Below are 23,892 nucleotides of genomic sequence, written 5' to 3' on the forward strand. Positions count from 1 at the left end.
TTTTTGGGCTAAGGCTGACGCCGTAACAGGTACAGGAAAAAAGGCACCCCGATCAGCGCGCACACTACGCCTACCGGTAATTCGTAAGGCACGATTATTATGCGTCCCAGCAGATCAGCTAACATCATTAGTAAAGCGCCAACGGCCACACATAACAGCATTTGCTGCTGCACATCATGTGGACTTAAACGCCGACATATATACGGTACTACCAACCCCATAAAACCGATCGGACCAGCAACACCCACCGCACTAGCGGCGAGTAAGGTTGCGGTAATCAAAGCAATCAGACGCCATACGCGCAGATTCAAACCAATGCTCAGGACTTGCTCATCTTCAAGACGCAACAGGTTTAAGGGCCGCAGCAATAAAATACAGGCTGTAAGTCCGATCAGCGTCCAGGGCCACAGTACAGCAAGATGCTGCCAGTCACGCCCATGCAAACTGCCCGCTAACCATTCCACGATCATTTCAGTCTGGGAATGGCCCCACAGTGCCAACGCCCCCGTGACAAGCGCATTGAGTATCGTCGCGAGCACGACACCGGTTAGGATCAGACGTAACGGTGTTAAGCGTGCGGCACCACTGAGCCTGTAAATCAGCCCTGCTGCGGCTACACCACCGGCCGTAGCTAATAGCGGCAGATAGCCCAGAATCATCTGACTCTGGCGATGAGGCTCCAATCCGCGAACAAACAAACTGGCACCTAAAATAGCCAGCACGGCACTGAAACTGGCCCCCGCCGAAATACCGAGAATACCTGCATCAGCCAGGGGATTGCGGGTTAAGGTTTGCAGGATAAAACCGGACAAGGCAAAGTGTATTCCGATCATTGCCGCCAATAACGCACGCGGCAGGCGCAACTGCCAGACAACCCGTTCCACATGATCACTTTCCTGTGTAGTGAAAAGGTTCATAATCTGCTGCCAGCTCAGTTCAGATGCTCCCAGGGTTATACTCAGCAGTAAACAGCCCAGCAATAATAGCAGAAACAGTAAAACTGGTCCTATCAGGCAGCTTAAAGACTGATACCAAGAAGCATCATTAAGTGCTCTTCCAGATCCGGGCATCAGGCTAACCCCCGTCGTATCAGAAGTAATAGCCAGGGGCCACCGAGTAGTGCGGTAATCACGCCCAATGGAATTTCCTGGGGAAAGGCTGATAAGCGGGCCAGCAGATCCGCGCAGAGTAATATCAACGCCCCCAGCAATGCGGTAAAGGGTAACCAGAAGGGATGTTGCTGGCCGAGCAAACGTTTACTGATGTGAGGAATCACCAAACCGACAAAGCCCACAGGCCCCGCTACACTAACAACAGCAGCAGTCATCAGGACCGCCAGCAGTAAAAACAGCAAGCGCCAACGCCCGACCGCCATGCCAAGGCTACGGGCAATGTCATCGTCCAGCAGTAACAGATTAAAACGTTGTACCAGAACAAAACTGAGTAACATTGGAAACACTATCCAGTACCAGCTTTGCCCGACCTGCAACCAGCCACGTCCACTTAAGCCTCCTGCCAGCCAGTAGAAAAGATCACCCGCTTCCGCTCCGGAAAACAGTAACAGAGCGGTGCTTATCGCTGCACATAAAGCGGTGACAGCAACGCCAGCCAGAACGATTCTCAGGGGTAACAGACGCCCCTGCCACGCCAAGTAAAAGGTTAGGCACCCGGCACCAATACCCCCGACAAAGCCAGCAACAGGCAACCAGTGCGCATCAACAGATCCGACGCTTACCAGCAGCACAATCACAAACGAAGCTCCGGCAACAACCCCGGTCAGGCCAGGCGAAGCAAGTGGATTGCGGGTCACACCCTGCATGATCGCACCTGCCGTAGCCAGTGCGGCCCCAACCAGCAACGCCAACACGTTACGCGGAATACGAAGTTCCCAGACCACAATTTTCTGCAACGGTGTTGCCTGCCCCTGCACCAGAAGCCATAAATCAGGCACTGTCAGCGTTTGATGCCCAACCAGTAATGCGACCACAAACAGCAGCAATAGCAGCACAACCATCAACAGACAATAACGTAACGATAACAGCATCAATGTATGCTCAGTGATAAGGGCGGCTTTGAATATGTGCCGGCAAAGCCGGTAGAGTAAAATGGTCGGGGTAAAGGCGGTGTGCCATCTCTTGCAGGATCAGAGAACGTGCCTGCGGACCCGCCGCCTCTTTCCAGTGATGACCAACCTCATAAACCCGCCCATTTCGCACCGCACTCAGATAAGGCCAGATTGGATTGAGTGTAAAAGCACGTTCTTTATTAGACGCAAACAGAAAAATTACGTCCGGGTCTTGCTCAAGCAGTTCTTCCAGACCCATGCGATAACCTAGTGGCATAGCCTGTTCAGGGGTGGCCGAAGCACCACCTACATTCTCAGCGTTGAGATAACCCAGCAGATCTGCACTGATAAAATGATCGTGATAAATAAAAGGCGTTTCTGAGCTGGTCACCAACAATGCAGCTGATACGCCACCCGGAGCCCGTTGCTTAAACTCGGTCAGCTGCTGCTCAAACTGCTTGTTCAGTTCTTTCGCTTCTGCTGACTTACCTAGAATATCACCGCTGAGTTGCACACCACGCAAGCTATCCGACAATGTCACCAGATCAAGCGCCATGTATGGGGCAATACTCTCAAACTGGCTGGCATTTTTTTCAGTGTAGCGACGAATCGCCAGAATCAGATCCGGCGCAATTTCAGATAAGAGTTCCATATTGACCTGGGCACGGGAACCAATCACTGGTACTTCCGTCAGTTCCGGTCCGAGAAAGTCCGGTCGGCTAAAAGGGCCAAAGCTGGTGACTGCCGATGGCTTTAAGCCCAGCGCTAACATCAGATCAGAGCCAAAAGTGGAAATCGCCACTACCCGGTTTGCGCCCTCTGGCAGCGTCACCACAACTCCACGATCATCAGTGATAGTGGCAGCCTGAACGGCCGCCATTAACCAGCAACTCAAAAGCCCAATAGTTAACAAACCCGCCCTGCGCATAGGTCTTATCCAAGTGTTATTAATAATCATAATCATTTCGCTTTAATGCGGCGCATCATCGCATAATTGGCGCCAATAAAAAACCATTTTTTCGATTTCAACGGCTTAAACGTGTAACATGGCCAGCATCACTTGTTGTAGAGCCCGCATTCGAGTTAGCAAGGACGAAAGATGAGCACAAAAAGCAAACTGCTTACTGACCAAGCCACCCAAGAGTTGATTAATCAGCTTAAGCAGAAAATTGGAACCGGCGCATACCGTCCTGGCGAATGGCTGAAACAGATTGACATTGAAACAACATTTAACGTCAACCGCTTTACAGTGCGCTCCGCTTTTACGGAACTGAGCAGCAGCGGCTTTCTGCAGCACGTTCCTTATAAAGGCTACCGTGTTATCGAGCATTCCGTGCAGGAACGTATCGCGATTACGGAGGCACGTGAATTGCTGGAAAGTGCGGTGGCGCTTAAGGTCATGGCCAATATTGACGATACCGGTATGCAGCAGTTGCAAGCGCTTGCCGAAGGGTTTCGCACGGCAATGGAAGAAGAAGATCGGGGGCAGATGATGAAGCATAACTTTGCTTTTCATCGCACCTTTTACAACTACTGCAATAACCATTACCTCTCCAGCATGATTGACGAGATGCGTGAACGTGGCGTTGGCAGTGCCAGTCAGGGCTGGGCCAAACGTTCGACAATTGAAGTCAGCTGTCAGGATCACTTTGACATGGTCAGCGCGCTGCTCGAGCGTAATGTGGTGCGCTTACAATCGCTCATTCACTTGCACCTGAATCGCTGGCGCGAAGGTTATCAGGACCAACAATCCTGAACATCGTTTTGTTGGCCGCATACGCAACATTTCAGATCAAAAACCGCCAACACGGAGCTTTCAGGCTCCGCACCGGCAGTTGCTGCAATTCCCAGGCCTCATCAGAAACACTTAGAACTGATAGCTGTAACTCACCTGGAACTGCGCCGGCGCACCGTAACCAATCTGGTTCAGACCGGAACCACCACCAGTTGCACCCAGAAAGTAGGTTTCATCCAATAGATTTTTGGCATTTACCTGTACCGAATGCTGGCGCCAGTTGTACTGGGCCATCAGATCCACAAGCGTATATGAGTCCAGCTCAACACGCTCATTGTTACCCGCAAAGCGCGCACCCACGTACTTCACACCACCACCCAATTTCCACTGCTGGTCAAGCTGATAAGTAGACCAGAGCGAAAACAGGTGATCAGAAACGTCGTTGGGTTTCAGGTCGGTTTCCTTATCTTCAGCTTGCAGGTAACTGTAGCCCGCCGCTACATTCCAGCGCTCATTCAGCTCACCACGAATCTCCAGTTCACCCCCCTGATGACGCACCTCTTGTTTGTCAACCACATCCCCATCAGTATTGGTTTTCGGTTGCTCCTGATCGATACGGAACAGTGCCGCATTGACCATCAGGGCATCGTTCATCAGGTAGCCTTTAACACCCACTTCGTAGAGGTCAGCATGGAAGAACTCAGCCAGCGTTGGGTTAATATAAATGCCGGCATACGGCAACTGCCAGGAACGCGCACCAGTTGCATACACTGACACATCTTCATCGAGACGATAAACTACTCCGCCACGGTAACTTAGCTTGTTGTCATCAAGATACTCTTTGCCCAGCCCCACCTTCTGTTGTTCCAGCTCCATCTGGTCGTATCGCAGATTGGCAATGAGTGAAAGATCACCAAAGCTGTGTACATTTTGTGCGTAAACACCGATTGTTTCAGTGGTGTTATCGCGCCAGGGAGCAAAACCCGGATTAGGCGTGACCCGGGCGACCGGATCGAAAATAGGCTGCGGACTCAGGGAAGTATCTTTGGCATATAACAGTTCGATATCGATATTGTTGTAATCCACGCCAAGTAATAACTGGTTATCTTCGGCTTCCCAGGTCAGTTCAGACTGTAAGGTTATGGAGGTGCGCGGATCGTAGGCAAAGTTATTGACGGTTTGTGCCACGTTATTTCCAGTTACACTGCCCTGACGAGTGCCTTTTTGTTCCAGCTCGACCTGATTCCAGGATGCGCGGTTCACCCAATTTAGTTGCGGATTGATCTGCATCTCATGGCTCAGCGCCAGACGCAGGCTGTCGGATTCCTGATAATCGTTAATACCACCGAAGAAGGTATTAACGGGAACATCTACCGGCTTGCCATCCTTCGAAGGTACACCACGGTAAGGCACCAATTCCTGATGCGCATACTCCAGATCCAGATCCAGTGTCTGCTGCTCGTCCAGCTTGATACGGATCGTTGGTGCGATGAAGAAATCTTCCGAGTCCACATGGTCAACAAAAGAGTCACTCTGACGGAATTCCAGATTCATACGCGCATTTACCTGATCGTTCACGGAGTCGGAAGAATCCAGGCGTCCAACCAACAGGCCGTCACTACCCAACTGGGTTGTGACACGAGAAAAATCATCCCCGTTCGCCCGCTTGGTGACCAGGTTAATCAGACCACCGGCGGAGCCTCGTCCGTACAGTGCTCCCGCAGCTCCTTTAACTACTTCAACCCGCTCAATATTCGCCAGGCTACGATAAGACTGCAGAGTGCCGTCATCTCGTAAACCATCACGGTAAAGATCATTCAGACTATCAAAACCACGGATAACAAACTGGTCACGACTACCTTCACCCAGGGTGTTATTCACACCAGCAACACCTTGCAGCGCTTCCACGACGCGCACAGCCCCGCGGTCGTGCATTTCAGTACTCGTCACCACAGACACTGATTGCGGAACATCAAGCCAGGGCAAATCAGTCTTTGTCCCCGAAGTTGGCAAATGTGCTGCATAGCCGGTAAAAGCATTACCTTCGATGGTTATACTGTCTTCTACAACAGCGTCCTGCGCCTGAGCGGCCATCGCAGATAGCGCGACTAACACTCCCGCCGTTAACGGCTTAAGTGGGTAACTGGGTTTCATGAAAAAGCTCCAAATAGATGGTACAAACAATATTGGCGCCAATGAGAACAGATATCATAATCATTTGCAATAAATTGTATTTCCCTTCTTATTACTTGTACGTATAGGCTTATTGAACAAAGCGTATAGCCCCTCCTATTCGGGCTGTTATCACGAGAAAATACAGCACGAGGAAAGTCACGTAACGATATCAATCCGCTTCAAAGGCTACACATTACTTAGGGAAACTCTGATTAATTAAAACTTGGTAAACCACCGCTTCTGACGGTGAGACAGGAATAGGCACTCATTACGGCGTGCAGAGTGGAAAATGGCCTCCTTTGAACCGGCAAGCTCTTTAAGGAGGCCACTATGAGAGACTGGCAAAGCCAAGCTCATGTTAAACATTATTCCAAATATCACGTTGTATTTGTGCCGAAATATCGAAAGAAAGCTATTTATGGGACGCTACGAAGAGACATTGGTGGGATTTTACGTGAACTGTGTCGTCAGCAGGACGTAGAGCTGGTTGAAGGGTATGCGATGAAGGATTATATCCATATGTTGCCAATGATTCCGCCAAAATATAGTGTAGCGAATACGGTAGGGTTTCTGAAAGGGAAGCCAGCGATATGGATCTTTAGAGATTACATGCAGGTGAAGAGAAATTTTACTGGGCGGCATTTTTGGGCACGAGGGTATTGTGTGAGTACAGTCGGGTTAGATGAGAAAACAATCCGAGAATACATAATTCGGTTGTTCTACAATCTATAATTGTTCTGATAACCCCGTCCTAAGCCGGTTGTGCGCGTAGTCACGGTGTCAGGCTGCCGTTTTCAGAGTCATGAAAAATGAGATTTGGTTCACTATTCCAACTGTAACGATCTGTAAGTCTGTATATAACAATCGCATCTTAGAAGGCGCTGGCAGTTTGCAAAAAATAGGAACAGACTATTGCTTTTAATGAAAGCAAGCAAAGGGCTTATTTGATACAAACTACATAAACATAATAAAGCGTCAGACGGTGTGATGGGTGTTCAGGCAATGGGCATTTATGTTGTTTAAGTGTTTTGAAATCACTTACTTAAACATGGGGTGCATAAGGAAATGCTTACAATAAATCAGGCATAGGTGAGTTATGGGCGAACAAAAATTAACACCTGCTACATGTGACGCTAATGAGAATCCTAGTATTTCTGAGGCATCTCGTATTTCTGAGGCACCTAGTATTTCTGAGATATCTAGTACCTCTGACTTACACGGCGTTTCAGATAACCAAAGCGCTTTCGGTGCAACTGAGCACTCGACGCTTGAACAGTTCTCTGTTCTCGATGTGCTGTCGGGCAAAAAGGTCTTGATAACCGGAACAACCGGTTTTGTCGGTAAAGTCGTTCTTGAGAAACTACTGAGAGATGTTTCGGAAATCGGGCAAATCTACTTATTGATTCGGGGTAATAAGCAGTACCCTGATGCTCACTCACGGTTTATCAACCAGATAGCGAATTCATCGATCTTTGAACAGATGCAGAAGGACGACCCCCAGCGCTTTGACGCTTTTTGTGAAGAAAAAATACATTGCATTACGGGGGAGGTGACAGAGACAAATTTTGGTCTTAACACATCGGAGTACAACCGCCTTGTTAAGCAGGTGGATGTGGTTATTAACTCTGCTGCCAGCGTTAATTTTAGGGAGGAACTCGACCAGGCCCTTTCAATCAATACGCTGTCACTTTATAACATAGCCGAGTTTGCCAAACTGGCCGGGGGGATTCCGGTACTTCAGGTCTCTACCTGTTATGTCAATGGCTTTAATCAGGGAGCGCTAGCTGAAGAGAATGTAGCCCCCGCCAGCGGTTTTATTTCGCTTAATCAGAATGGCTATTACGATGTAGAACCATTGATTGAGGTGTTGCAAAGAAAAATTGCAGACATAAAGGCTTGCCATTTAGCCTCTGGAGAAAACCGAACAGGTATAGGTGGCAGTGACGCAGCTGAGGATAACCCAAACCCAGATGTGCTTAAGAAAAAGTTGATTGATTTGGGGATTGCAGAGTCCAATCGCTATGGTTGGAACGATACCTATACGTTCACTAAATGGTTGGGGGAGCAGTTATTACGAAAGGCCCTAGTTGGTTCGCCGTTAACTATTCTGCGCCCTGCTATTGTAGAAAGTACCTTGGCTAGCCCAGTGCCTGGCTGGATAGAGGGGGTGAAAGTGGCCGATGCGATTTTAATGGCATATGCCCGCGAAAAGGTAACCTTTTTCCCTGGAGACCCGAATGGCATTATTGACATTATTCCTGCTGACTTAGTCGCAAACAGCATTATTCTTGGTGTTGCGGAGTTGGTTCATGATGCCACCAGGGGGGCCTCAGAGCAGGCTCATAGCCGCAGTCATCGGGTTTATCAGTGTTGTAGTGGTGGAGTAAACCCTTTAAGCATTCGCGAAATGATACAACTTGTGCAACAAGAGGCTGATGACAACTACCAGCAACACCCAAAGCTATTCTATCGACAACCGAAACGCCCATTCGTGATGGTCAGCAAACGGGTGTTCTCAGCGATGATGAATGCGATGAGGTTACCCTTAATAGCCATTAATAAGCTGAGTAAACGACTGGGTCATGATGCGCAAGCCAAGTCATTAGGACATATTGACACAGCGATGAATCTTGCGACGATTTTCTCTTTTTACTCTGAGCCAAAGTATCGATTTTATAATGATAAACTCGTGGCTTTAAGTCATAGAGTGCGGGAGGCAGAGCGGCCATTATTCCCCGTTGATGCACGACTCATCGACTGGGGTGAATATATACGGACGATCCATATCCCTGGCTTAAATCGCTACGCGTTGAAAGAACGAACGGCTCTTCAGCGAAAGAGGGTTGATAAGGCGCAAAAAAGCAAAGCTGCTTGAGTGGAAAACCGACCTTTGTGACCCTGAAATAGGGAGGAACGATGGAAATAAAGTAAAGACGAGGTCAGATTATGAAATTGCTTTCCGCTTCACTGCATCAAGCTTGCAAAGATATTGCTTAGTATCAGGTCAGACTGCCCCGTTTTTCGGGGCTTTTTTTTATATTTGAATGTGGCCTTTTTCTCTTCAACATTTTAGACGTAGCGCAATTCACTTTTCAAGCATGTCTATTTTATGAAATATGATTATACTTCATGAGGATAGCTTGCAGTTACAGGGTCGTAGTTACATGGTCGTAGTTACAGGATAGTAGTTACAGGATAGTAGTTACAGGATAGTAGTTACAGGATAGTAGTTACAGGATAGTAGTTCGGGAAAAATGACTACTCAAACAATAACATCCCAACATTGATAAGCGTTTGTTTGTACCGCAGTGTGCGAGGTGGCTCTATACCTTGGTCTAATTTAAAACCAACAGGTTGAAGAGTAGAAATAGAACGATCATTTTTATACAAACAATAAATCAACTGTTGATAGTCATAGTTAATGGATCAACGAAGAGGATAAGAAGATGAGTGAAGGTAAGGTGTATCCAGTTAAAGAATCTGCAAAAAGCCGGGCACTGGTAGATAAAGAGCAATACATGGCAATGTATAAGGACTCCATTGAGAATCCTGATGCTTTTTGGGGAGAGCACGGTAAAAGACTGGACTGGATAAAGCCCTATAAAACCGTAAAAAATACCTCTTATGATCGTAACAATTTATCTATTAAATGGTTTGAAGATGGAACGCTAAATGCGAGCGCTAACTGCCTGGACCGGCACCTTGCCGAGCGAGGCGATCAAACAGCGATTATTTTTGAGGGGGATGACCCTTCAGATTCCCGCCACGTGACATATCGTGAGCTGTATGAAGAGACCTGTAAATTTGCCAATGTGCTTAAGTCGCAAGGTGTGCAAAAAGGTGATGTCGTCACGATTTATATGCCAATGATTGTAGAAACGGCGGTTGCCATGCTGGCATGCGCTCGAATTGGCGCGATGCACTCTGTGGTATTTGGTGGCTTTTCCCCAGAGGCTCTGGCTGCACGAGTTAAGGATGGCGGCGCAAAATGGGTTGTTACGGCAGATCAGGGTATACGTGGTGGCCGTCCGGTTCCGCTTAAACGAAATGTAGACGCAGCGCTAAATAACCCGGATGTAACGACTGTAGAGAAAGTGTTTGTTGTTAAACGCACAGGTGGCGATATTGATTGGCAGGAAGGTCGAGACGTCTGGTTCCATGAGTTAATGGCCGAGGCAGATGGTGACTGCCCTCCCACCGAGATGAACGCTGAAGATCCGTTGTTTATGCTTTATACCTCTGGTTCAACAGGAACGCCTAAAGGTGTGCTGCACACCACAGGGGGGTATATGGTCTATGCCTCAATGACTCATGAGTACGTGTTTGACTACCAGCAAGGCGATATCTATTGGTGTACTGCTGATTTTGGCTGGATTACCGGCCACTCCTACATTCTTTATGGGCCGCTTGCCAATGGTGCAGTTACCGTACTGTTTGAAGGTGTTCCTAACTACCCCGATAGCTCCCGTATTGGTAAAGTCGTCGACAAACACAATGTTAACGTACTCTACACTGCACCGACGGCCATTCGTGCGCTTATGGCGGAAGGTGATCAATATATGAAGCAGAGCTCACGAGAGAGCTTGCGTTTGCTTGGTACGGTGGGAGAGCCGATAAATCCAGAGGCTTGGGAGTGGTATTACGATGTTGTGGGTGATGAGCGTTGCCCCATCGTAGATACCTGGTGGCAGACTGAAACCGGAGGTATTCTGATTTCACCTCTTCCTGGCGCAATCGATCTGAAGCCAGGCTCTGCAACCTTACCGTTCTTCGGTGTACAGCCTGCACTGGTTGATGGTGATGGAAACGTGCTTGAGGGTGCAACGGAAGGTAATCTGGTTATTACCGATAGCTGGCCTGGCCAAATGAGAACGGTCTATGGCGATCATGAGCGGTTTATCCTGACGTACTTCAGTACTTACCCTGGTACGTATTTTACAGGTGACGGTGCTCGTAGAGATGAAGACGGTTATTACTGGATAACAGGTCGTGTTGATGATGTGCTTAACGTTTCAGGTCACCGCATGGGGACCGCAGAAATTGAAAGTGCGCTGGTTGCTCACCCCCATGTCGCAGAAGCGGCCGTTGTAGGCTATCCTCATGATATAAAAGGGCAGGGCATTTATGTTTATGTGACCCTGAACCATGATACTGACCCTTCTGATGAGTTGAAAAAAGAACTGATTCAGTGGGTACGTAAAGAGATTGGTCCGGTGGCTTCTCCTGACCTGATTCAGTGGGCTCCAGGCTTGCCCAAGACACGTTCTGGTAAAATTATGCGAAGAATTTTACGTAAAATTGCAGCCAATGAGCATGAAAGTCTGGGAGACACGTCGACCTTGGCAGACCCATCGGTCGTAGACGACTTGATTGAATACAGGGAAAACGCTTGATATGACCTATAAGATTATCATTGCAGACGATCATCCACTGTTTCGTGCCGCGTTAAAGCAGGCTGTTGGGCAGGCCGTGGATGATGTAGAGGTTATTGAGGCTGACACGATCGCTGAATTACAGCGATCGGTCGAGGAGAACGCAGAAGCAGATCTGGTGTTGCTGGACCTCAATATGCCAGGCGCTCACGGCTTTTCGGGGCTCGTGTTTATGCGAGGCCAATATCCGGGGCTGCCTGTTGTGATGATATCGGGCACTGAAGATATTCAGGTCATTCGAAAGGCGATTGACTATGGCGCATCGGGCTTTATTCCCAAGTCGACATCGCTGCAGCTGATAGCCGAGGCCATTAGGGCCGTGTTGAATGGCGATGTGTGGTTACCTGCCGATGTGCAGGGCCGCATAGATCGCCTTGAGGCTGAAACCTGTGATTTTTCTGAAAAGCTGGCAACCCTGACACCCCAGCAGTTCAGAGTACTGGGTATGTTGATGGAAGGATTGCTGAACAAACAGATCGCTTACGAGCTTGATGTTTCAGAGGCAACGATTAAAGCGCATATCACCGCAGTATTTAGAAAACTGGGCGTGCGCAACCGCACTCAGGCAGTTATTGCTGTCCAGCAGCTGGAAGTTGAACGGCCTGCGGTACCGGAATGAGGGCCTAGTCTGATGCACTCGTGCTCAGGCTAGGCGCTTTTTTTTTCTGCCCGTTGAACTGCAATATCAAGCACGGGAGAACAGGCGACTCTGTTTCTGCCCAACCGTTTTGCTTCATATAAGGCAACATCTGCCCGGTGGAACAGGTCATGAGCACAGCTATCTGCCGATGGATAGAGGGTTGATACGCCAAGACTGGCCGTGATAGAGATTGAGCTGTCGCCATATCGAATGGATATCTGCTCAATTTGCCGTCTCAGTTTATCAGCCAGCACCATCGCCTGGTCATGGGGCAATGTTGGTAATAGTGCTGCAAACTCTTCCCCTCCGACTCTGGCGAGGGTGTCCATGGTTCTGTTGAACTTACTCTTAAGCGTTCTAGACATCTCTTTTAAGCACTCGTCACCAATCAAATGCCCGTAGATGTCGTTGACCTGTTTGAAGTGGTCGAGATCGATTAAGATCAGCGAAATAGGCATTTTGTCACGTATTGCTCTATGAAACTCATCGTTCATTTTTTCATCAAAATAGCGTTTGTTTTTGAGTCCTGTCATCGGGTCAAGCGTATTCAGTTCGGCAAGTTGGTTTGATTTCTCCTCCAGCTGATACTGGCTGTTAAGCGCGTTAAAGTATTCCTTGCGCTGAATGCCTGAGATGCCATACAGACCGACAAAAAGCAACGCGCTTAGTGCAACTTGTGACGCAGAAAAAGGGTGGCCAATCATTATTAGTGCAATACTTGAAGGAACCAGCATTGGCACAAGAAAAAAGGTAAGAAAGCGTCTCGAGGGGGCCAACGATGCAAGCCCTCCTGCACACAGGCCGGCACCGGCAATCATATTCGGGGCAATGGACTCCTGAAATAAGGGGCTCATCACCATATAACCCGAACACATTCCCCATGCTGTGCTCGACAGAGTGACTCCCAGCAGCAAAATACCGCCATGGCAGCTCTGATTTTTACTGCACCGTACTTTATAAACGATGATGCACAAGAGTCGGGAGACTGATGCGAATGCGATAATCGCTGTTAGCATCAATGTGTATTGGATCCTGGACGAGTCAAAAAAATAGTCGTATTTGGGAAGTATTAACGCAGCCCAAACCGCGACATAGAATACTACGCCTGGAAACGAACGGGATGCTAAATCCTGATAGAGTTGTTTCGTTGCTTTAGGGAGAAACCTTGCATCGATATATGTCTTCATGACCTTGCTCACGCCATTGTATGTGCCGCTTTCTCATCGGTTGTGGAGCAGCATCATTTATTATCTTTCCGTTATACTTTGATGGGCATTGTGTTCCTTAATGCCATGTGTGGAATGAGCAAACTGTGTTTCTATTACGGTGTTCTTATTGTTGTGTTCTTATTATTGTTGTTTTTAGTATTGGAAGGATATTAACACCTTCGTTTGATCAAAAAACGAAGGAGGTCAAATTTTTAGAAATGTAACGGGATGTTTCACATTGTTTTACAGTTTCTGCTTCGGTTTCATATACAAACGGGTTATTGGTCAGAAGAAGCCATCAAGATCTTATTTCGCAGCCATCGGTTTCCAGGGTCTTTATCAACATTGATATGCCAGTACAAATGAACATCAATGCCCGGTAGCTCTACCGGTAGAGGATAGGTGGTTATATCGAGTACCTGGCTAAACATATTTGCCGCAGTTTCAGGCATCGTTAATAGCATATCGCTGCTTTCAACCACTCGACAGGCAGAAAAAAAGTGTTGGCAGCGCAAACCAACTCGGCGCTGCAACCCCAGTCGGCCCAGTTCAAAGTCTTCAAGCCCTGGCCCGGAAACACGGGATGAAACCAACACATGTTTTTGTTCAAGGTAGCTTGCGAGCCCTAATTCTTTATCGATATCAGGATGCTTGCTTGCTGCAACGACAACCAACTGATCATTCTCTAATTGTGTGTGGCAGATGTTCTCACCTACTGGTAAGAGAATATCGATGGCAAAATCGATATCCCCCGATGACAGCTTGTTCTCAAGCTCGCTTCGCCTAACGCGTGTGCTGGTGAGGTCGACCATAGGGGCTTCAGAGTTCAAATGCTTCATCAGATAGGGCAGATATGAGGCTTCCAGCGAGTCATGAAGGCTGATTGAGTAACGCTTTTGGGCGGACGATGGATCAAACTGTCGGGATTGATGAAGCACAACCTGAAGTTGATGTAGCGCTTCCCGAACGTCTGTAATTACATTTTTCGCCACCGAGGTTGGCAGCATTTTATTCCCTTGCCGCACAAACAGAGGGTCGTCGAAGTGATCCCTCAGCCTCGCGAGAGAGTGGCTCACAGCAGGCTGGGTGAGGTTTAGTACATTTGCTGCGCGAGTCAGATTCCCCTCGGTAAAAATCGCATCAAAAACAATAAAGAGATTTAAGTCTATTCTCATAGGGTTGCCTGATAAAGGGGAGGGATAAGGTTAAGTGTAGTATCTATTATTATAATTTATAGATATGTATTACAACTATTCATTTGTCTAATTTTATTGGTGGGAATAGCATTGGCTTAAGTCGAAAGAATAATGAACTCTGGGTATAGGCTTTGGAGGCCGTCATGGATTTTAATTTATCAGAACGTGCACAAGATTATTTAGGTCGTGTTAAGTCGTTTATGGAGGAAGACATTCTCCCGGTCGAAGATGCCTATTTTAAGGAGCTGAAGTCGCTGGATAACCCATGGGTCGTTCTTCCAGTTATTAAAACGTTGAAAGAGAAAGCTAAAGCGCAAGGCCTTTGGAACCTGTTCTTACCTGTGGAAGGCTATGGCCCTGCGCTCAGCAATGCCGAATATGCCCCCATTGCTGAGCAAACCGGGCGAAGCTTTATCGCCCCTGAAATATTTAACTGTAATGCGCCTGATACCGGCAACATGGAAGTATTGGTTCACTACGGGTCTGAGCAGCAAAAAGAGCAATGGCTAACACCGCTGCTGGAAGGAAAGATTCGCTCTGCATTCTGTATGACGGAGCCAGGCGTTGCGTCTTCCGATGCAACGAATATGGAAGCAACCGCGATTGTTGAAGGTGACGAAGTCGTTCTAAATGGCCGTAAATGGTGGAGCACAGGGATAGGTCACCCAGACTGCGAAATACTGGTTTTTATGGGGTTAACCAACCCTGATGCTCATCGCCACCAGCGGCACTCGATGGTGCTGGTGCCTAAAAATACGCCAGGGGTTAAAGTGGAGCGTATGCTTCCGGTTTTTGGTGATTTGGATGAACCATATGGTCATGGCGAAGTGAGCTTTACTGATGTCAGGTTACCTAAGAGTGCGATTATTGCAGGGCCTGGGCGCGGATTTGAAATTGCTCAGGGTCGGTTGGGGCCAGGCAGGATCCATCACTGTATGCGTGCTATTGGTGCATCTGAGCGTGCATTGGAACTACTGATCAAGCGAGCGGTGAGCCGCGAAGCCTTTGGGCAACCCTTAGCCAAGTTGGGTGGCAATCGAGATATTATCGCCAACGCCAGAATGTCAATTGAACAGGCTAGATTACTGACAATGAAAGCGGCGTGGACACTGGACACAAAAGGAATCATGGGGGCAATGAGTGATGTTTCCCAGATCAAAGTCGTCGCCCCGAATGTATTGCAGACGATTGTTGATCAGGCAATGCAGATTCATGGTGGCGCAGGCATGAGTGAAGACTTTCCGCTGACTCAGATGTATGCCTATGCCCGCTGTTTGCGTTTGGCAGATGGCCCGGATGAAGTCCACCGCTTATTGATTTCAAAATTTGAGTTGGCAAAGCATAAGCACTTGATGAAAAAAGCCTAAGCATTTCATGAAAACGCAGCTGAAGAGCAAATAGATAATGAATAACAAACGAATATTTATTACAGGCGGAGCCAGTGGGCTTGGAAAAGCCATTGCAATGCGCTTTGCCCGAGAAGGTTATAACGTCTGCATTGGTGATGTTAATGATGAGCGGGGCATGGAGGCAGAGGCCGAGTTGAAGGCCTTGGCTCCAGATACATTCTACCTGTTTTGTGATGTGACCAAAGTGAAACACCTTGAGAGTGCCCGCGCTGAATTAGAGGCGCGCTGGGGCGGTGTTGATGTGGTGGTTAACAATGCTGGGGTGGGAGGAACGGCCGGCCCAATTGAAGATGTGAGTCTGGCAGACTGGCAATGGGTTCTGGATGTAAATCTGATGGGAGTTGTCAGGGGCTGTAAAACATTTACGCCGTTGTTCAAACAGCAGGGGAGCGGGCATTTTGTCAATATCGCGTCTGCGGCAGGTTTGATGAGTGCTCCTATGATGAGCAACTACAACGTAACCAAGGCAGGTGTCGTATCCCTGTCGGAAACGTTATTGGCAGAACTATGTACTCATAACATTTCAACGAGTGTGGTTTGCCCGGCGTTTTTCCAAACCAATCTGACGGAAAATATGCGGTCACACATAGGGGGCTTGCACTCGAAAGTCAATAAACTGATGAGTCGCTCCAAGATTACCGCTGATGACGTAGCCGATCGTATTTATCAGGCCTTTGTGAAGAAAGAGTTCTGGGTTGTGACACACCCGTTTGAGCGCCGGATGTGGTATGTAAAGCGATTTACACCAAAAGCTTTCAGCGTGCTGATGCAGCGACAGGCCAAGAAGCTGTTTTCGTAATCTAACAATTAATAAGCCATCAAACGGTATAGGGGGAGTAATGTCAGTATTGGATGAAGCCGTCGAGGTAAGGGAAGGCGAATCACTGGATTTGAATAAAGTCGATCAATATCTGAAACAGGTTTTGCCCGATTTGGAAGGGCCTTTGACTGTAAAGCAGTTTCCTGGAGGCGCATCCAACCTGACTTACCTGTTGCAATACTTGAATCGTGACTTGATATTACGCCGACCTCCGTTTGGCCGAGTTGCAAAGTCAGCCCACGATATGATTCGCGAATCAAACATCATGCAGGCATTGCGCCCGGTTTATCCCTTTGTACCCACAGTGTTGGCCCAGTGTGAAGACCATGATGTGATGGGCTGTGATTTTTACGTTATGGAGCGTTTGGTTGGCATTATTCCCCGCCAGGAGATGCCGAAAGAAGTAACACTAAGTGAGGCTGAAACCCGGCAGTTATGTCTCAACGTCATTGATAAGCTTCTTGAACTGCATCAGGTTGATTATAAGAAAGCCGGGCTGGAAGGAATCGGGAAAGGCGAAGGTTATGTCAAGCGGCAAATTGAAGGGTGGAGTGACCGTTACGTTAAGGCGATGACAGATGATGCGATCTCCTTTGAAACGGTTATGGCCTGGCTAAAAGACAAAATGCCCGATGATGTCGGCACTTGCATTATTCACAATGATTACCGCTTTGATAATGTCGTATTAAACCCCGAAAATCCGTTCGATATTATTGGCGTGCTGGACTGGGAGATGGCCACACTGGGCGACCCGTTAATGGATTTGGGCAACAGCTTGGCATACTGGGTGCAGGCAGACGATGATCCGCAGTTTCAGTTTATGAGGCGCCAACCCACCCACTTGAAGGGTATGCTTACTAGAGAGGCAGTGATTGATTATTACCTGGGAAAGTCAGGGCTGCCTCAAACCTCGTTCGACTTTTATGAAATTTACGGGCTATTCCGCTTGGCGGCGATCATTCAACAACTATATTACCGCTACTTTAACGGCCAAACAAAAGATAAGCGATTTGCAGGGTTTGTTCATGCGGGGCGTTATCTGGAGCAGCGCTGCTTAAAGTTGATTGAGAAAAGCACGCTATAGCGGCGCGTTTGTTTGCGAGCTGCTGTTTGGGGTAATCGAGAGATAACGTTAAAAATAACAGCGGTAAGGGGATAGGTTAGAGGCGTGTATGGGTGCTATCTATTTGGTAAGACACGGGCAGGCGTCATTCGGCAAGGCCGATTACGACAAGCTGTCTGCAAAAGGGTGCCGGCAGTCTGAAATACTGGGCAAATATTTCAAACAGCTAGTGGTTCCAAGTCAGTTTTATTCAGGCAGTCTTCTTCGTCATGAACAGACTGCAAGTCACTTTGTGTCGGGCTTTGGTGGAAGTGATTTGGCAACCGTTACCCACTCAGGATTTAACGAGTTTAATCATGTAGAAATCCTTGTCAGGTATCGACCAGAGTGGAAGGACTACAGCGTGATGGCGGCCGATATAGCGAAAGAAGCTGTGCCAAGAAAAGCCTTTCAACGGGCGTTTTCTGATGCAGTCATACGCTGGATATCGGGCAATCATGATAGTGAGTATCAAGAAACATGGCCTCAGTTTCAGTCGCGTTGCATTAGCGCTTTGCGAGCCGTTATTGCTCAATCAGCTGACGCAAAGAATATAGTGATTTTCACGTCTGGCGGCCCAATCTCTGTGATTGCCCAGCAGATACTCAATTTGGGTGACCGCGAAGCATTGGCGGTTAATGAGGTGCTGGCGAACACCAGTGTCTCTAAGCTGTTGTACTCGGGGGACAGGCTAAGCATTGGGTATCTAAATAACTATAGCCACCTTGAATTAGCAGGGCACGACTGGGTGACCTATCGCTGATCGTCATGCGGTAGCAACAAATTTAAAATGATAAAAAGGAAAATAGGCATGAGTAATACATTTGATCTGTCAGGAAAAATTGCGTTGGTAACGGGGGCAAGCCGGGGTATTGGTGAGGAAATCGCCAAGTTATTAGCGGCTAATGGTGCTCACGTGATTATCTCGAGCCGTAAGATCGAAGGTTGCCAAACAGTGGCTGATGAGATTGTCTCGGCGGGGGGCAGTGCTGAAGCGATTGCATGTCATATTGGCGATATGGAGCAGGTCGAAGCGATTTTTAAGCAGATTGAAGAGCGCCACGGAAAGCTCGATATACTGGTGAACAATGCAGCGGCAAACCCCTATTTTGGTCATGTTCTGGATACCGACCTCAGTGCATTCCAAAAAACGGTGGATGTTAATATTCGCGGTTACTTTTTTATGTCGACTTATGGCGCCAAGCTAATGAAGAAAAATGGCGGCGGAGCGATTGTCAATGTCGCTTCAGTAAACGGCGTTATTCCTGGTGTGTTTCAGGGGATCTACTCAATTACTAAAGCCGCCGTCATATCAATGACCAAAACCTTTGCTAAAGAGTGTGCGGGGTTAAATATTAGAGTTAATGCGTTGCTGCCAGGTGCAACAGATACAAAATTTGCCTCTACTATTGTGAACAATCCGGAAATACTTAAAAAAGCAATGGAACATGTACCGATGAACCGTGTCGCTAACCCGGAAGAAATGGCAGGTGCCGTTTTGTATCTGGTGTCTGATGCGGCAAGCTATACAACGGGTTCTTGTTTGAATGTGGATGGCGGTTATCTGCTTGGCTAGCAGGCAAGGTGATAAATTCTATTGGTATGTTGGATCGTTCGAAGTTACAAAAATAAGAAGGAGGGACAATGAGCCAGACATGGTTGATTTACGGGGCCTATGGTTACAGCGCCCAGTTGATTTCAGAAGAAGCGTAAGGGCTTAACGCCTGTTCTGGCTGGTAGAAATGAGCTTCGAGTAAAGGCCGTCGCTGACCGACTGAACGTTGAGTCTCGTGTGTTTGCTCTGGATGACTCCCAGGTTGTTGCGGCGCAGCTAGCTGATATCGATCTGGATATCCTCTGTGCGCTTCCGGGATCTTCCGAATTAGCGTGCACTAAAGCTAAAGATGCTCAGCACCCAGACTATGTGGATTAGCTTAACCCAATGGCCTGAGGCAGGTTTGTAAGATCTTGGTTTAGCTCCTCAGGGGATGTATCGATACAAAATACAACATGACCATGTTGTGTATAGGTATGGATTGAAAACGTAATAGTGCTCGCCGCGTCAGGAAGAGCGATATAAGGCTTGGAGATGCTTATATGGTTAGGATCGTTTAAGGCGCATTGAAAATATTCCCGATGAGCCCAGTTGGCTCCTTCAGCATCTATTAGAGGGTTAAAGTCGCAATTTCGTAAAGTTTGGTCATCGATAACAGCTTGAATATCGGCTGTTTTTCCTTTTTGTGTTCCGGTTTTGTCCAAAATAAAGCAGCGTTTTACCGGCGCAAGATCAAGTAGTGCTGTGCAAGCCTCATCCAGAGACAAACCTCTTGCGAGACCATCGCATGCGGTCAAAATTTCGAGGCGCAGCGCTTTTAGCAATTGATGACTCTGTTCCTCTTTTAAGCATTGAGATTGACGGTAACGCCGCAATATTTCTTCAATGAGCGGCTTCATATGTGTATTACTTGCCAAAGTTGTGGATGGCTTGGCAAAATAAAAACCTTGAAACATATCTGCTTCCGCATCTAATGCAATTTCTGCCTGCTTCTCTGTTTCAATCCCTTCGATTAGGACTAGACATCCGCTTTGTCGCAGCAAGCTGACCAGCCCTTTCAACGCACCTCGTGCTTTTTTGTGGTGTTCTGCATGAAGCAGCATCGATCTATCCAGCTTAACGATATGGGGCGCGACTCTCCAAATGCGATCAAAATTCGACTCACCTTTGCCAAAATCATCAATAGCAATGCGAAACCCTAATGACTTGTATCGTTCAACAAAAGCGCTCAGTTTGATGTCGCCACGAACTTTGTGCTCGACTATTTCCAGTACAACCTGGTCAGGAGTAAGGCCGTATTGGTGAAGGGCTTTGTTAATGAGCTCGGCAGAATATTGGTGACTATTAATCGTTTGGCTACCGAGATTCAGGAATAGCCAGCACGGATTTTCTGGTTGCTCAAAGTTAGCGACATGTATTGCGCGGCAGAGACGGTCAAGTTCTGTTCCTTCGTTAAATGTATCTGCAAGCGCGAACAAACCGTCTGGCTGAATAGGTTCACTTATACAAGACGCTCTGACAAGCGCTTCATATCCGACTATACGTTGATGAGTAAAGCTCACAATAGGTTGATAAACGCTGGACAGCGTAAATTGATGGAACTGGGCAGTTGCTGCTGATTGTGTACCTTTCGGTTGAAACTTAATGTCTGGACTATTTGACCTAAGATATGAGTCCGTTAACGTCATCGAAAGCTCCAGGATAGCCATTCACTTCATACCCTCGTGAGGTATGAACTGAATTGACAACCTATTTTTAAATGTGAATGTTGATAAAACACTGGCGCATTGTAAGTGAGAAACATTGGAAAAAATTAACCTGAGTCAGCTATTTCTCTCTATTTATGTTGAATAGGTATAATTACCTATAAGCCAGTGGTATGGGGGGCGGTATGCCTCATACTATTTTTATCATGACCCGTTGTTGCATTTTTTATTTTCCGTTCTTAGGCAACTTGTTATTTTGTATAAATTATTTTTACAAAAAAACGAAAAATCTCTTTCAGTTTTTTATTGATAGAACGTTCAATTAAAACTACTCTTGTAAGCTGTACATCAATACACAAAGGGTTTTATGACCCATATTCATGGAACGTTTCGCTGATTTATTGCTGCTATACCGTAAGGTTTGCACTCCGGTAGATGAGTGAAGCGTTGAGAGGAAAGAATGAAAATAAAGAAATATCGTGCGTTAGTTGGAGCGGCAGCGTGCTCTTTGGTGATCTCGGGTTGCAGTCAGCTGCAATCAGCACCGGATACAGCGAGTACCGATAAAGCTAAAAATGTCATTATGATTATTGGTGACGGCATGGGGCCGCAGCAGGTAGGGCTATTGCTCTCCTATGCAAGGCAGGCTCCGAATTCAGTGATAGAAAACAGGGTTACCGCGTTTGATAAGATTGCCAGTAACGGTCGAATTGGGCTTTCAATGACCAATGCTAACCAGGTTCTAGTTGTTGACTCTGCAGCCTCTGCAACTCAGTTAGCGACGGGCCAGTACTCGGGCTCTGAAATGATTGGCGCAGATAAAGATGGTTACGCTGCTGAAAGCATCCTGGAAAAAGCCAAAAAAATGGGTAAGTCAACCGGGCTGGTGTCTGATACCCGAATTACCCATGCAACACCCGCAGGTTTTGCCGCACACCAGAGCCATCGTAGCCTGGAAAATGAAATAGCGGTAGATATGCTTAACAATGATGTTGATGTCATGCTATCTGGTGGCTTACGTTACTGGATACCGAAAGAAGCCAATGATAAACAATCAGATGTGCGTAAAGAGTTGGAGCAACTGACGGAAGGCAGTGTAAGAATTAAGTCTAAGCGTAAAGATAGCGTTAACCTGATTAAAGAAGCTCAGCAGAGTAATTACTCATTAGCGTTCAATAAGGCGCAGATGGATAAAGCTGACGGGAAAATCTTAGGGTTATTTGCTTATTCAGCACTACCGGATGCGATTAAGGAAAACCGTACCAAAAATGATCCAAACCGCACCATTCCAACACTTAAAGAGATGTCCGCGAAAGCGATTGAGTCACTGTCTAGCAATGACAAGGGCTTCTTTTTAATGATTGAAGCAGGTCAAATAGACTGGGCTGGCCACTACAATGATACTGGCACCATGCTACATGAAATGATTAGAATCAACGAAACGCTGGAGTACGTGCTGGACTGGGCAAAAGGCCGGGATGACACCGTTATAGTGGTTACTGCAGATCATGAAACCGGCGGTTTTGGTTTTAGCTACTCGGCGAATAATATCCCTCAGGGCAGAGGCCTGCCGGGTGATGTTTTTAAAGAGCAAATGTTCAAGCCTGGTTTTAACTTTGGTGATGAGTCGATATTAGATAAGCTCTATGAGCAGAAGTCTAGTTATGCCGATATCTTTTACGGGCAGTTTGACGCGTTAGAAAAAGATCAGCAGACGCCGGCTAATCTAGCCAAGATCGTTAATGATCAAACGGGTTTTGATATCACCGAAGAGCAAGCTTCACGAGTGCTTGCCACGGAAGAAAACCCTTATCTAACAGAAGGTCATAATTATCTCAGCTCTAAGGTAGTTCCCAAGATGGGGCCGAATGGGGCGTTTTTTGTTTACCAAACGGATGATAATCGCCAAAACTTGCTAGCACGCGAAGTGGCAGAGGGCCAGAATGTTGTTTGGTCTACAGGTACGCACACCAGCACACCAGTGCTCGTATTCTCACAAGGCCCTCAAAACTTAATCGCGCCCTTTAGCAATATAATGCACCACACTGAAGTTGGGCAACGTGCAATCGAGGCATTAGGAGAGAAGTAAGGTATTTCAGGCTTTACTTGGATGGCTCCATTTAAAGCCTGTTTATCGAACTGTATTCTTATGTAGCGCTATACTCTCCGAAGCTCGTTCGGAGAGTCACCTTGGCCAGCAATGATGTATGATCAGACATGGTCATATAGCAACCGTTAAGACCGGTTTAAGAAGACTGCATAGCATGGAGAAGAATATGAAATACCCAATTGATGGGGCCTGTCAATGCGGAGCGGTTTCATATCGGCTGTTAAAAGCGCCCTCAATGGTCGTCGCTTGTCACTGCAAAGCGTGTCAAAAGCTATCGACCAGTGCATTTAGTATTACCGCGATGGTTGATATTAAAGATATTGAGTTCAAAGGAGAGATGGCAGAGTGGAGCAGGCCAGCAGATAGCGGAAACATCAGTGCTGCCAGGTTCTGTAAAACCTGTGGAAACAGGCTCTATCACTTCAATCCTGATGAACCGGAAAAAATAAAGCTGAAACCCTCTAATCTGTCGGATACGTCTATTATCAACCCGACTGCTCATGTATGGGTCAGCGAAAAGCAGGCGTGGTATCAAATTCCTGATGGCGTAAAAGTATTTGATAAGCAGCCTTAATGAACCCACGGGCTTGATATTGCCTTGGGCTTGATGTAACTCTGGGTCTAATGCAACACCAAAACGTTTGATTTGATTGTCCTTAGTGGTATTTCAAGCTCCGAGAAGAAAACCTTGATTTCGTTCGTTCCTCACTGCATACAAGGTTACGGCCTGAGGGTAAAG

Annotated in this window: 20 protein-coding genes; 13 read left to right on the plus strand and 7 right to left on the minus strand. The window is 47.3% G+C overall.

The annotated features are described in order from the left end of the window. Positions 1 to 8: 8 nt before the first annotated feature. From MY523_RS04215 to MY523_RS04225, 3 genes are read right to left on the minus strand one after another with little or no spacing between them, the layout of a single operon-like run. On the minus strand, positions 9 to 1,070 hold the full coding sequence (locus MY523_RS04215; RefSeq protein ID WP_250657562.1) for a FecCD family ABC transporter permease: 1,062 nt from the start codon (positions 1,068 to 1,070) through the stop codon (positions 9 to 11). Continuing rightward, positions 1,070 to 2,044, minus strand: a complete 975-nt coding sequence (locus MY523_RS04220) for a FecCD family ABC transporter permease (protein WP_250657563.1) — start codon at positions 2,042 to 2,044, stop codon at positions 1,070 to 1,072. The genes MY523_RS04215 and MY523_RS04220 overlap by 1 nt, the downstream gene beginning before the upstream one ends. A 10-nt stretch (positions 2,045 to 2,054) precedes the next feature. Beyond that, entirely contained in the window at positions 2,055 to 3,023 is a 969-nt protein-coding gene (locus MY523_RS04225) for an ABC transporter substrate-binding protein (protein ID WP_250657564.1), read from the minus strand. A 141-nt stretch (positions 3,024 to 3,164) separates the two neighbouring features. Here MY523_RS04225 and MY523_RS04230 point away from each other — a divergent pair, with 141 nt between their 5' ends. Continuing rightward, a complete protein-coding gene (locus tag MY523_RS04230; protein WP_250657565.1) occupies positions 3,165 to 3,821 on the plus strand; it encodes a GntR family transcriptional regulator in 657 nt (218 codons plus the stop codon). Between the two features lie 111 nt (positions 3,822 to 3,932). On the opposite strand, the gene MY523_RS04235 is transcribed toward MY523_RS04230, so the two are convergent. After that, entirely contained in the window at positions 3,933 to 5,954 is a 2,022-nt protein-coding gene (locus MY523_RS04235) for a TonB-dependent receptor (protein WP_250657566.1), read from the minus strand. Positions 5,955 to 6,305: 351 nt separating this feature from the next. Between MY523_RS04235 and tnpA the strand changes: the two genes are divergently transcribed. From tnpA to MY523_RS04255, 4 genes are all read left to right on the plus strand, one after another. Beyond that, positions 6,306 to 6,707, plus strand: a complete 402-nt coding sequence (tnpA, locus tag MY523_RS04240) for an IS200/IS605 family transposase (protein ID WP_250657567.1) — start codon at positions 6,306 to 6,308, stop codon at positions 6,705 to 6,707. 364 nt (positions 6,708 to 7,071) lie between these two features. Beyond that, positions 7,072 to 8,850 carry a fatty acyl-CoA reductase gene (locus MY523_RS04245; protein WP_250657568.1) on the plus strand — a complete coding sequence of 593 codons (1,779 nt, stop codon included), beginning with the start codon at positions 7,072 to 7,074 and terminating at the stop codon, positions 8,848 to 8,850. A 571-nt stretch (positions 8,851 to 9,421) separates the two neighbouring features. Then, positions 9,422 to 11,368 (plus strand): acetate--CoA ligase, encoded by a 1,947-nt coding sequence (gene acs / locus MY523_RS04250; protein ID WP_250657569.1) that lies wholly within the window; start codon positions 9,422 to 9,424, stop codon positions 11,366 to 11,368. Position 11,369: 1 nt separating this feature from the next. Then, on the plus strand, positions 11,370 to 12,026 hold the full coding sequence (locus tag MY523_RS04255; protein WP_250657570.1) for a response regulator transcription factor: 657 nt from the start codon (positions 11,370 to 11,372) through the stop codon (positions 12,024 to 12,026). Positions 12,027 to 12,055: 29 nt separating this feature from the next. Here MY523_RS04255 and MY523_RS04260 read toward each other — a convergent pair whose 3' ends face one another. Further along, positions 12,056 to 13,234 carry a GGDEF domain-containing protein gene (locus MY523_RS04260; RefSeq protein ID WP_250657571.1) on the minus strand — a complete coding sequence of 393 codons (1,179 nt, stop codon included), beginning with the start codon at positions 13,232 to 13,234 and terminating at the stop codon, positions 12,056 to 12,058. A 299-nt stretch (positions 13,235 to 13,533) separates the two neighbouring features. Then, complete coding sequence (locus tag MY523_RS04265) at positions 13,534 to 14,430, minus strand: LysR family transcriptional regulator (RefSeq protein WP_250657572.1); 897 nt, start codon at positions 14,428 to 14,430, stop codon at positions 13,534 to 13,536. Between the two features lie 164 nt (positions 14,431 to 14,594). Between MY523_RS04265 and MY523_RS04270 the strand changes: the two genes are divergently transcribed. The 6 genes from MY523_RS04270 to MY523_RS04295 all read left to right on the plus strand — a co-directional run bounded on the left by MY523_RS04270 (position 14,595) and on the right by MY523_RS04295 (position 19,715). After that, on the plus strand, positions 14,595 to 15,818 hold the full coding sequence (locus tag MY523_RS04270; protein WP_250657573.1) for an acyl-CoA dehydrogenase family protein: 1,224 nt from the start codon (positions 14,595 to 14,597) through the stop codon (positions 15,816 to 15,818). Between the two features lie 37 nt (positions 15,819 to 15,855). After that, the gene (locus MY523_RS04275) at positions 15,856 to 16,659 is read left to right on the plus strand and encodes an SDR family oxidoreductase (RefSeq protein ID WP_250657574.1); all 804 of its coding nucleotides are present in this window, start codon (positions 15,856 to 15,858) and stop codon (positions 16,657 to 16,659) included. A 40-nt stretch (positions 16,660 to 16,699) separates the two neighbouring features. Then, positions 16,700 to 17,764 (plus strand): phosphotransferase family protein, encoded by a 1,065-nt coding sequence (locus MY523_RS04280; protein ID WP_250657575.1) that lies wholly within the window; start codon positions 16,700 to 16,702, stop codon positions 17,762 to 17,764. A gap of 88 nt (positions 17,765 to 17,852) precedes the next feature. After that, a complete protein-coding gene (locus tag MY523_RS04285) occupies positions 17,853 to 18,545 on the plus strand; it encodes a histidine phosphatase family protein (RefSeq protein ID WP_250657576.1) in 693 nt (230 codons plus the stop codon). 48 nt (positions 18,546 to 18,593) lie between these two features. Further along, on the plus strand, positions 18,594 to 19,358 hold the full coding sequence (locus tag MY523_RS04290) for an SDR family oxidoreductase (RefSeq protein ID WP_250657577.1): 765 nt from the start codon (positions 18,594 to 18,596) through the stop codon (positions 19,356 to 19,358). Positions 19,359 to 19,574: 216 nt separating this feature from the next. Further along, positions 19,575 to 19,715, plus strand: coding sequence for a hypothetical protein (locus MY523_RS04295; RefSeq protein WP_250657578.1), 141 nt, complete (start codon positions 19,575 to 19,577; stop codon positions 19,713 to 19,715). Here MY523_RS04295 and MY523_RS04300 read toward each other — a convergent pair. Next, on the minus strand, positions 19,712 to 21,046 hold the full coding sequence (locus MY523_RS04300) for a sensor domain-containing phosphodiesterase (protein WP_250657579.1): 1,335 nt from the start codon (positions 21,044 to 21,046) through the stop codon (positions 19,712 to 19,714). The genes MY523_RS04295 and MY523_RS04300 overlap by 4 nt on opposite strands. Before the next feature lie 457 nt (positions 21,047 to 21,503). Here MY523_RS04300 and MY523_RS04305 point away from each other — a divergent pair, with 457 nt between their 5' ends. Continuing rightward, positions 21,504 to 23,132: an alkaline phosphatase gene (locus tag MY523_RS04305; RefSeq protein ID WP_250657580.1), complete on the plus strand. Its 1,629-nt coding sequence runs from the start codon at positions 21,504 to 21,506 to the stop codon at positions 23,130 to 23,132. A gap of 187 nt (positions 23,133 to 23,319) precedes the next feature. Continuing rightward, positions 23,320 to 23,727 carry a GFA family protein gene (locus MY523_RS04310; protein ID WP_250657581.1) on the plus strand — a complete coding sequence of 136 codons (408 nt, stop codon included), beginning with the start codon at positions 23,320 to 23,322 and terminating at the stop codon, positions 23,725 to 23,727. Positions 23,728 to 23,892: the final 165 nt, after the last annotated feature.

Origin of the sequence: Alkalimarinus coralli (genome assembly GCF_023650515.1) — a bacterium.
Taxonomy (GTDB): Bacteria; Pseudomonadota; Gammaproteobacteria; order Pseudomonadales; family Oleiphilaceae; genus Alkalimarinus; species Alkalimarinus coralli.

Excerpts from the sequence above, each read along its gene's own strand:
- MY523_RS04215 (WP_250657562.1), bottom strand. The coding sequence starts at position 1,070 with ATGCCCGGATCTGGAAGAGCACTTAATGATGCTTCTTGGTATCAGTCT.
- MY523_RS04220 (WP_250657563.1), bottom strand. The coding sequence starts at position 2,044 with ATGCTGTTATCGTTACGTTATTGTCTGTTGATGGTTGTGCTGCTATTG.
- MY523_RS04225 (WP_250657564.1), bottom strand. The coding sequence starts at position 3,023 with ATGATTATTAATAACACTTGGATAAGACCTATGCGCAGGGCGGGTTTG.
- MY523_RS04230 (WP_250657565.1), top strand. The coding sequence starts at position 3,165 with ATGAGCACAAAAAGCAAACTGCTTACTGACCAAGCCACCCAAGAGTTG.
- MY523_RS04235 (WP_250657566.1), bottom strand. The coding sequence starts at position 5,954 with ATGAAACCCAGTTACCCACTTAAGCCGTTAACGGCGGGAGTGTTAGTC.
- tnpA (WP_250657567.1), top strand. The coding sequence starts at position 6,306 with ATGAGAGACTGGCAAAGCCAAGCTCATGTTAAACATTATTCCAAATAT.
- MY523_RS04245 (WP_250657568.1), top strand. The coding sequence starts at position 7,072 with ATGGGCGAACAAAAATTAACACCTGCTACATGTGACGCTAATGAGAAT.
- acs (WP_250657569.1), top strand. The coding sequence starts at position 9,422 with ATGAGTGAAGGTAAGGTGTATCCAGTTAAAGAATCTGCAAAAAGCCGG.
- MY523_RS04255 (WP_250657570.1), top strand. The coding sequence starts at position 11,370 with ATGACCTATAAGATTATCATTGCAGACGATCATCCACTGTTTCGTGCC.
- MY523_RS04260 (WP_250657571.1), bottom strand. The coding sequence starts at position 13,234 with ATGAAGACATATATCGATGCAAGGTTTCTCCCTAAAGCAACGAAACAA.
- MY523_RS04265 (WP_250657572.1), bottom strand. The coding sequence starts at position 14,430 with ATGAGAATAGACTTAAATCTCTTTATTGTTTTTGATGCGATTTTTACC.
- MY523_RS04270 (WP_250657573.1), top strand. The coding sequence starts at position 14,595 with ATGGATTTTAATTTATCAGAACGTGCACAAGATTATTTAGGTCGTGTT.
- MY523_RS04275 (WP_250657574.1), top strand. The coding sequence starts at position 15,856 with ATGAATAACAAACGAATATTTATTACAGGCGGAGCCAGTGGGCTTGGA.
- MY523_RS04280 (WP_250657575.1), top strand. The coding sequence starts at position 16,700 with ATGTCAGTATTGGATGAAGCCGTCGAGGTAAGGGAAGGCGAATCACTG.
- MY523_RS04285 (WP_250657576.1), top strand. The coding sequence starts at position 17,853 with ATGGGTGCTATCTATTTGGTAAGACACGGGCAGGCGTCATTCGGCAAG.
- MY523_RS04290 (WP_250657577.1), top strand. The coding sequence starts at position 18,594 with ATGAGTAATACATTTGATCTGTCAGGAAAAATTGCGTTGGTAACGGGG.
- MY523_RS04300 (WP_250657579.1), bottom strand. The coding sequence starts at position 21,046 with ATGGCTATCCTGGAGCTTTCGATGACGTTAACGGACTCATATCTTAGG.
- MY523_RS04305 (WP_250657580.1), top strand. The coding sequence starts at position 21,504 with ATGAAAATAAAGAAATATCGTGCGTTAGTTGGAGCGGCAGCGTGCTCT.
- MY523_RS04310 (WP_250657581.1), top strand. The coding sequence starts at position 23,320 with ATGAAATACCCAATTGATGGGGCCTGTCAATGCGGAGCGGTTTCATAT.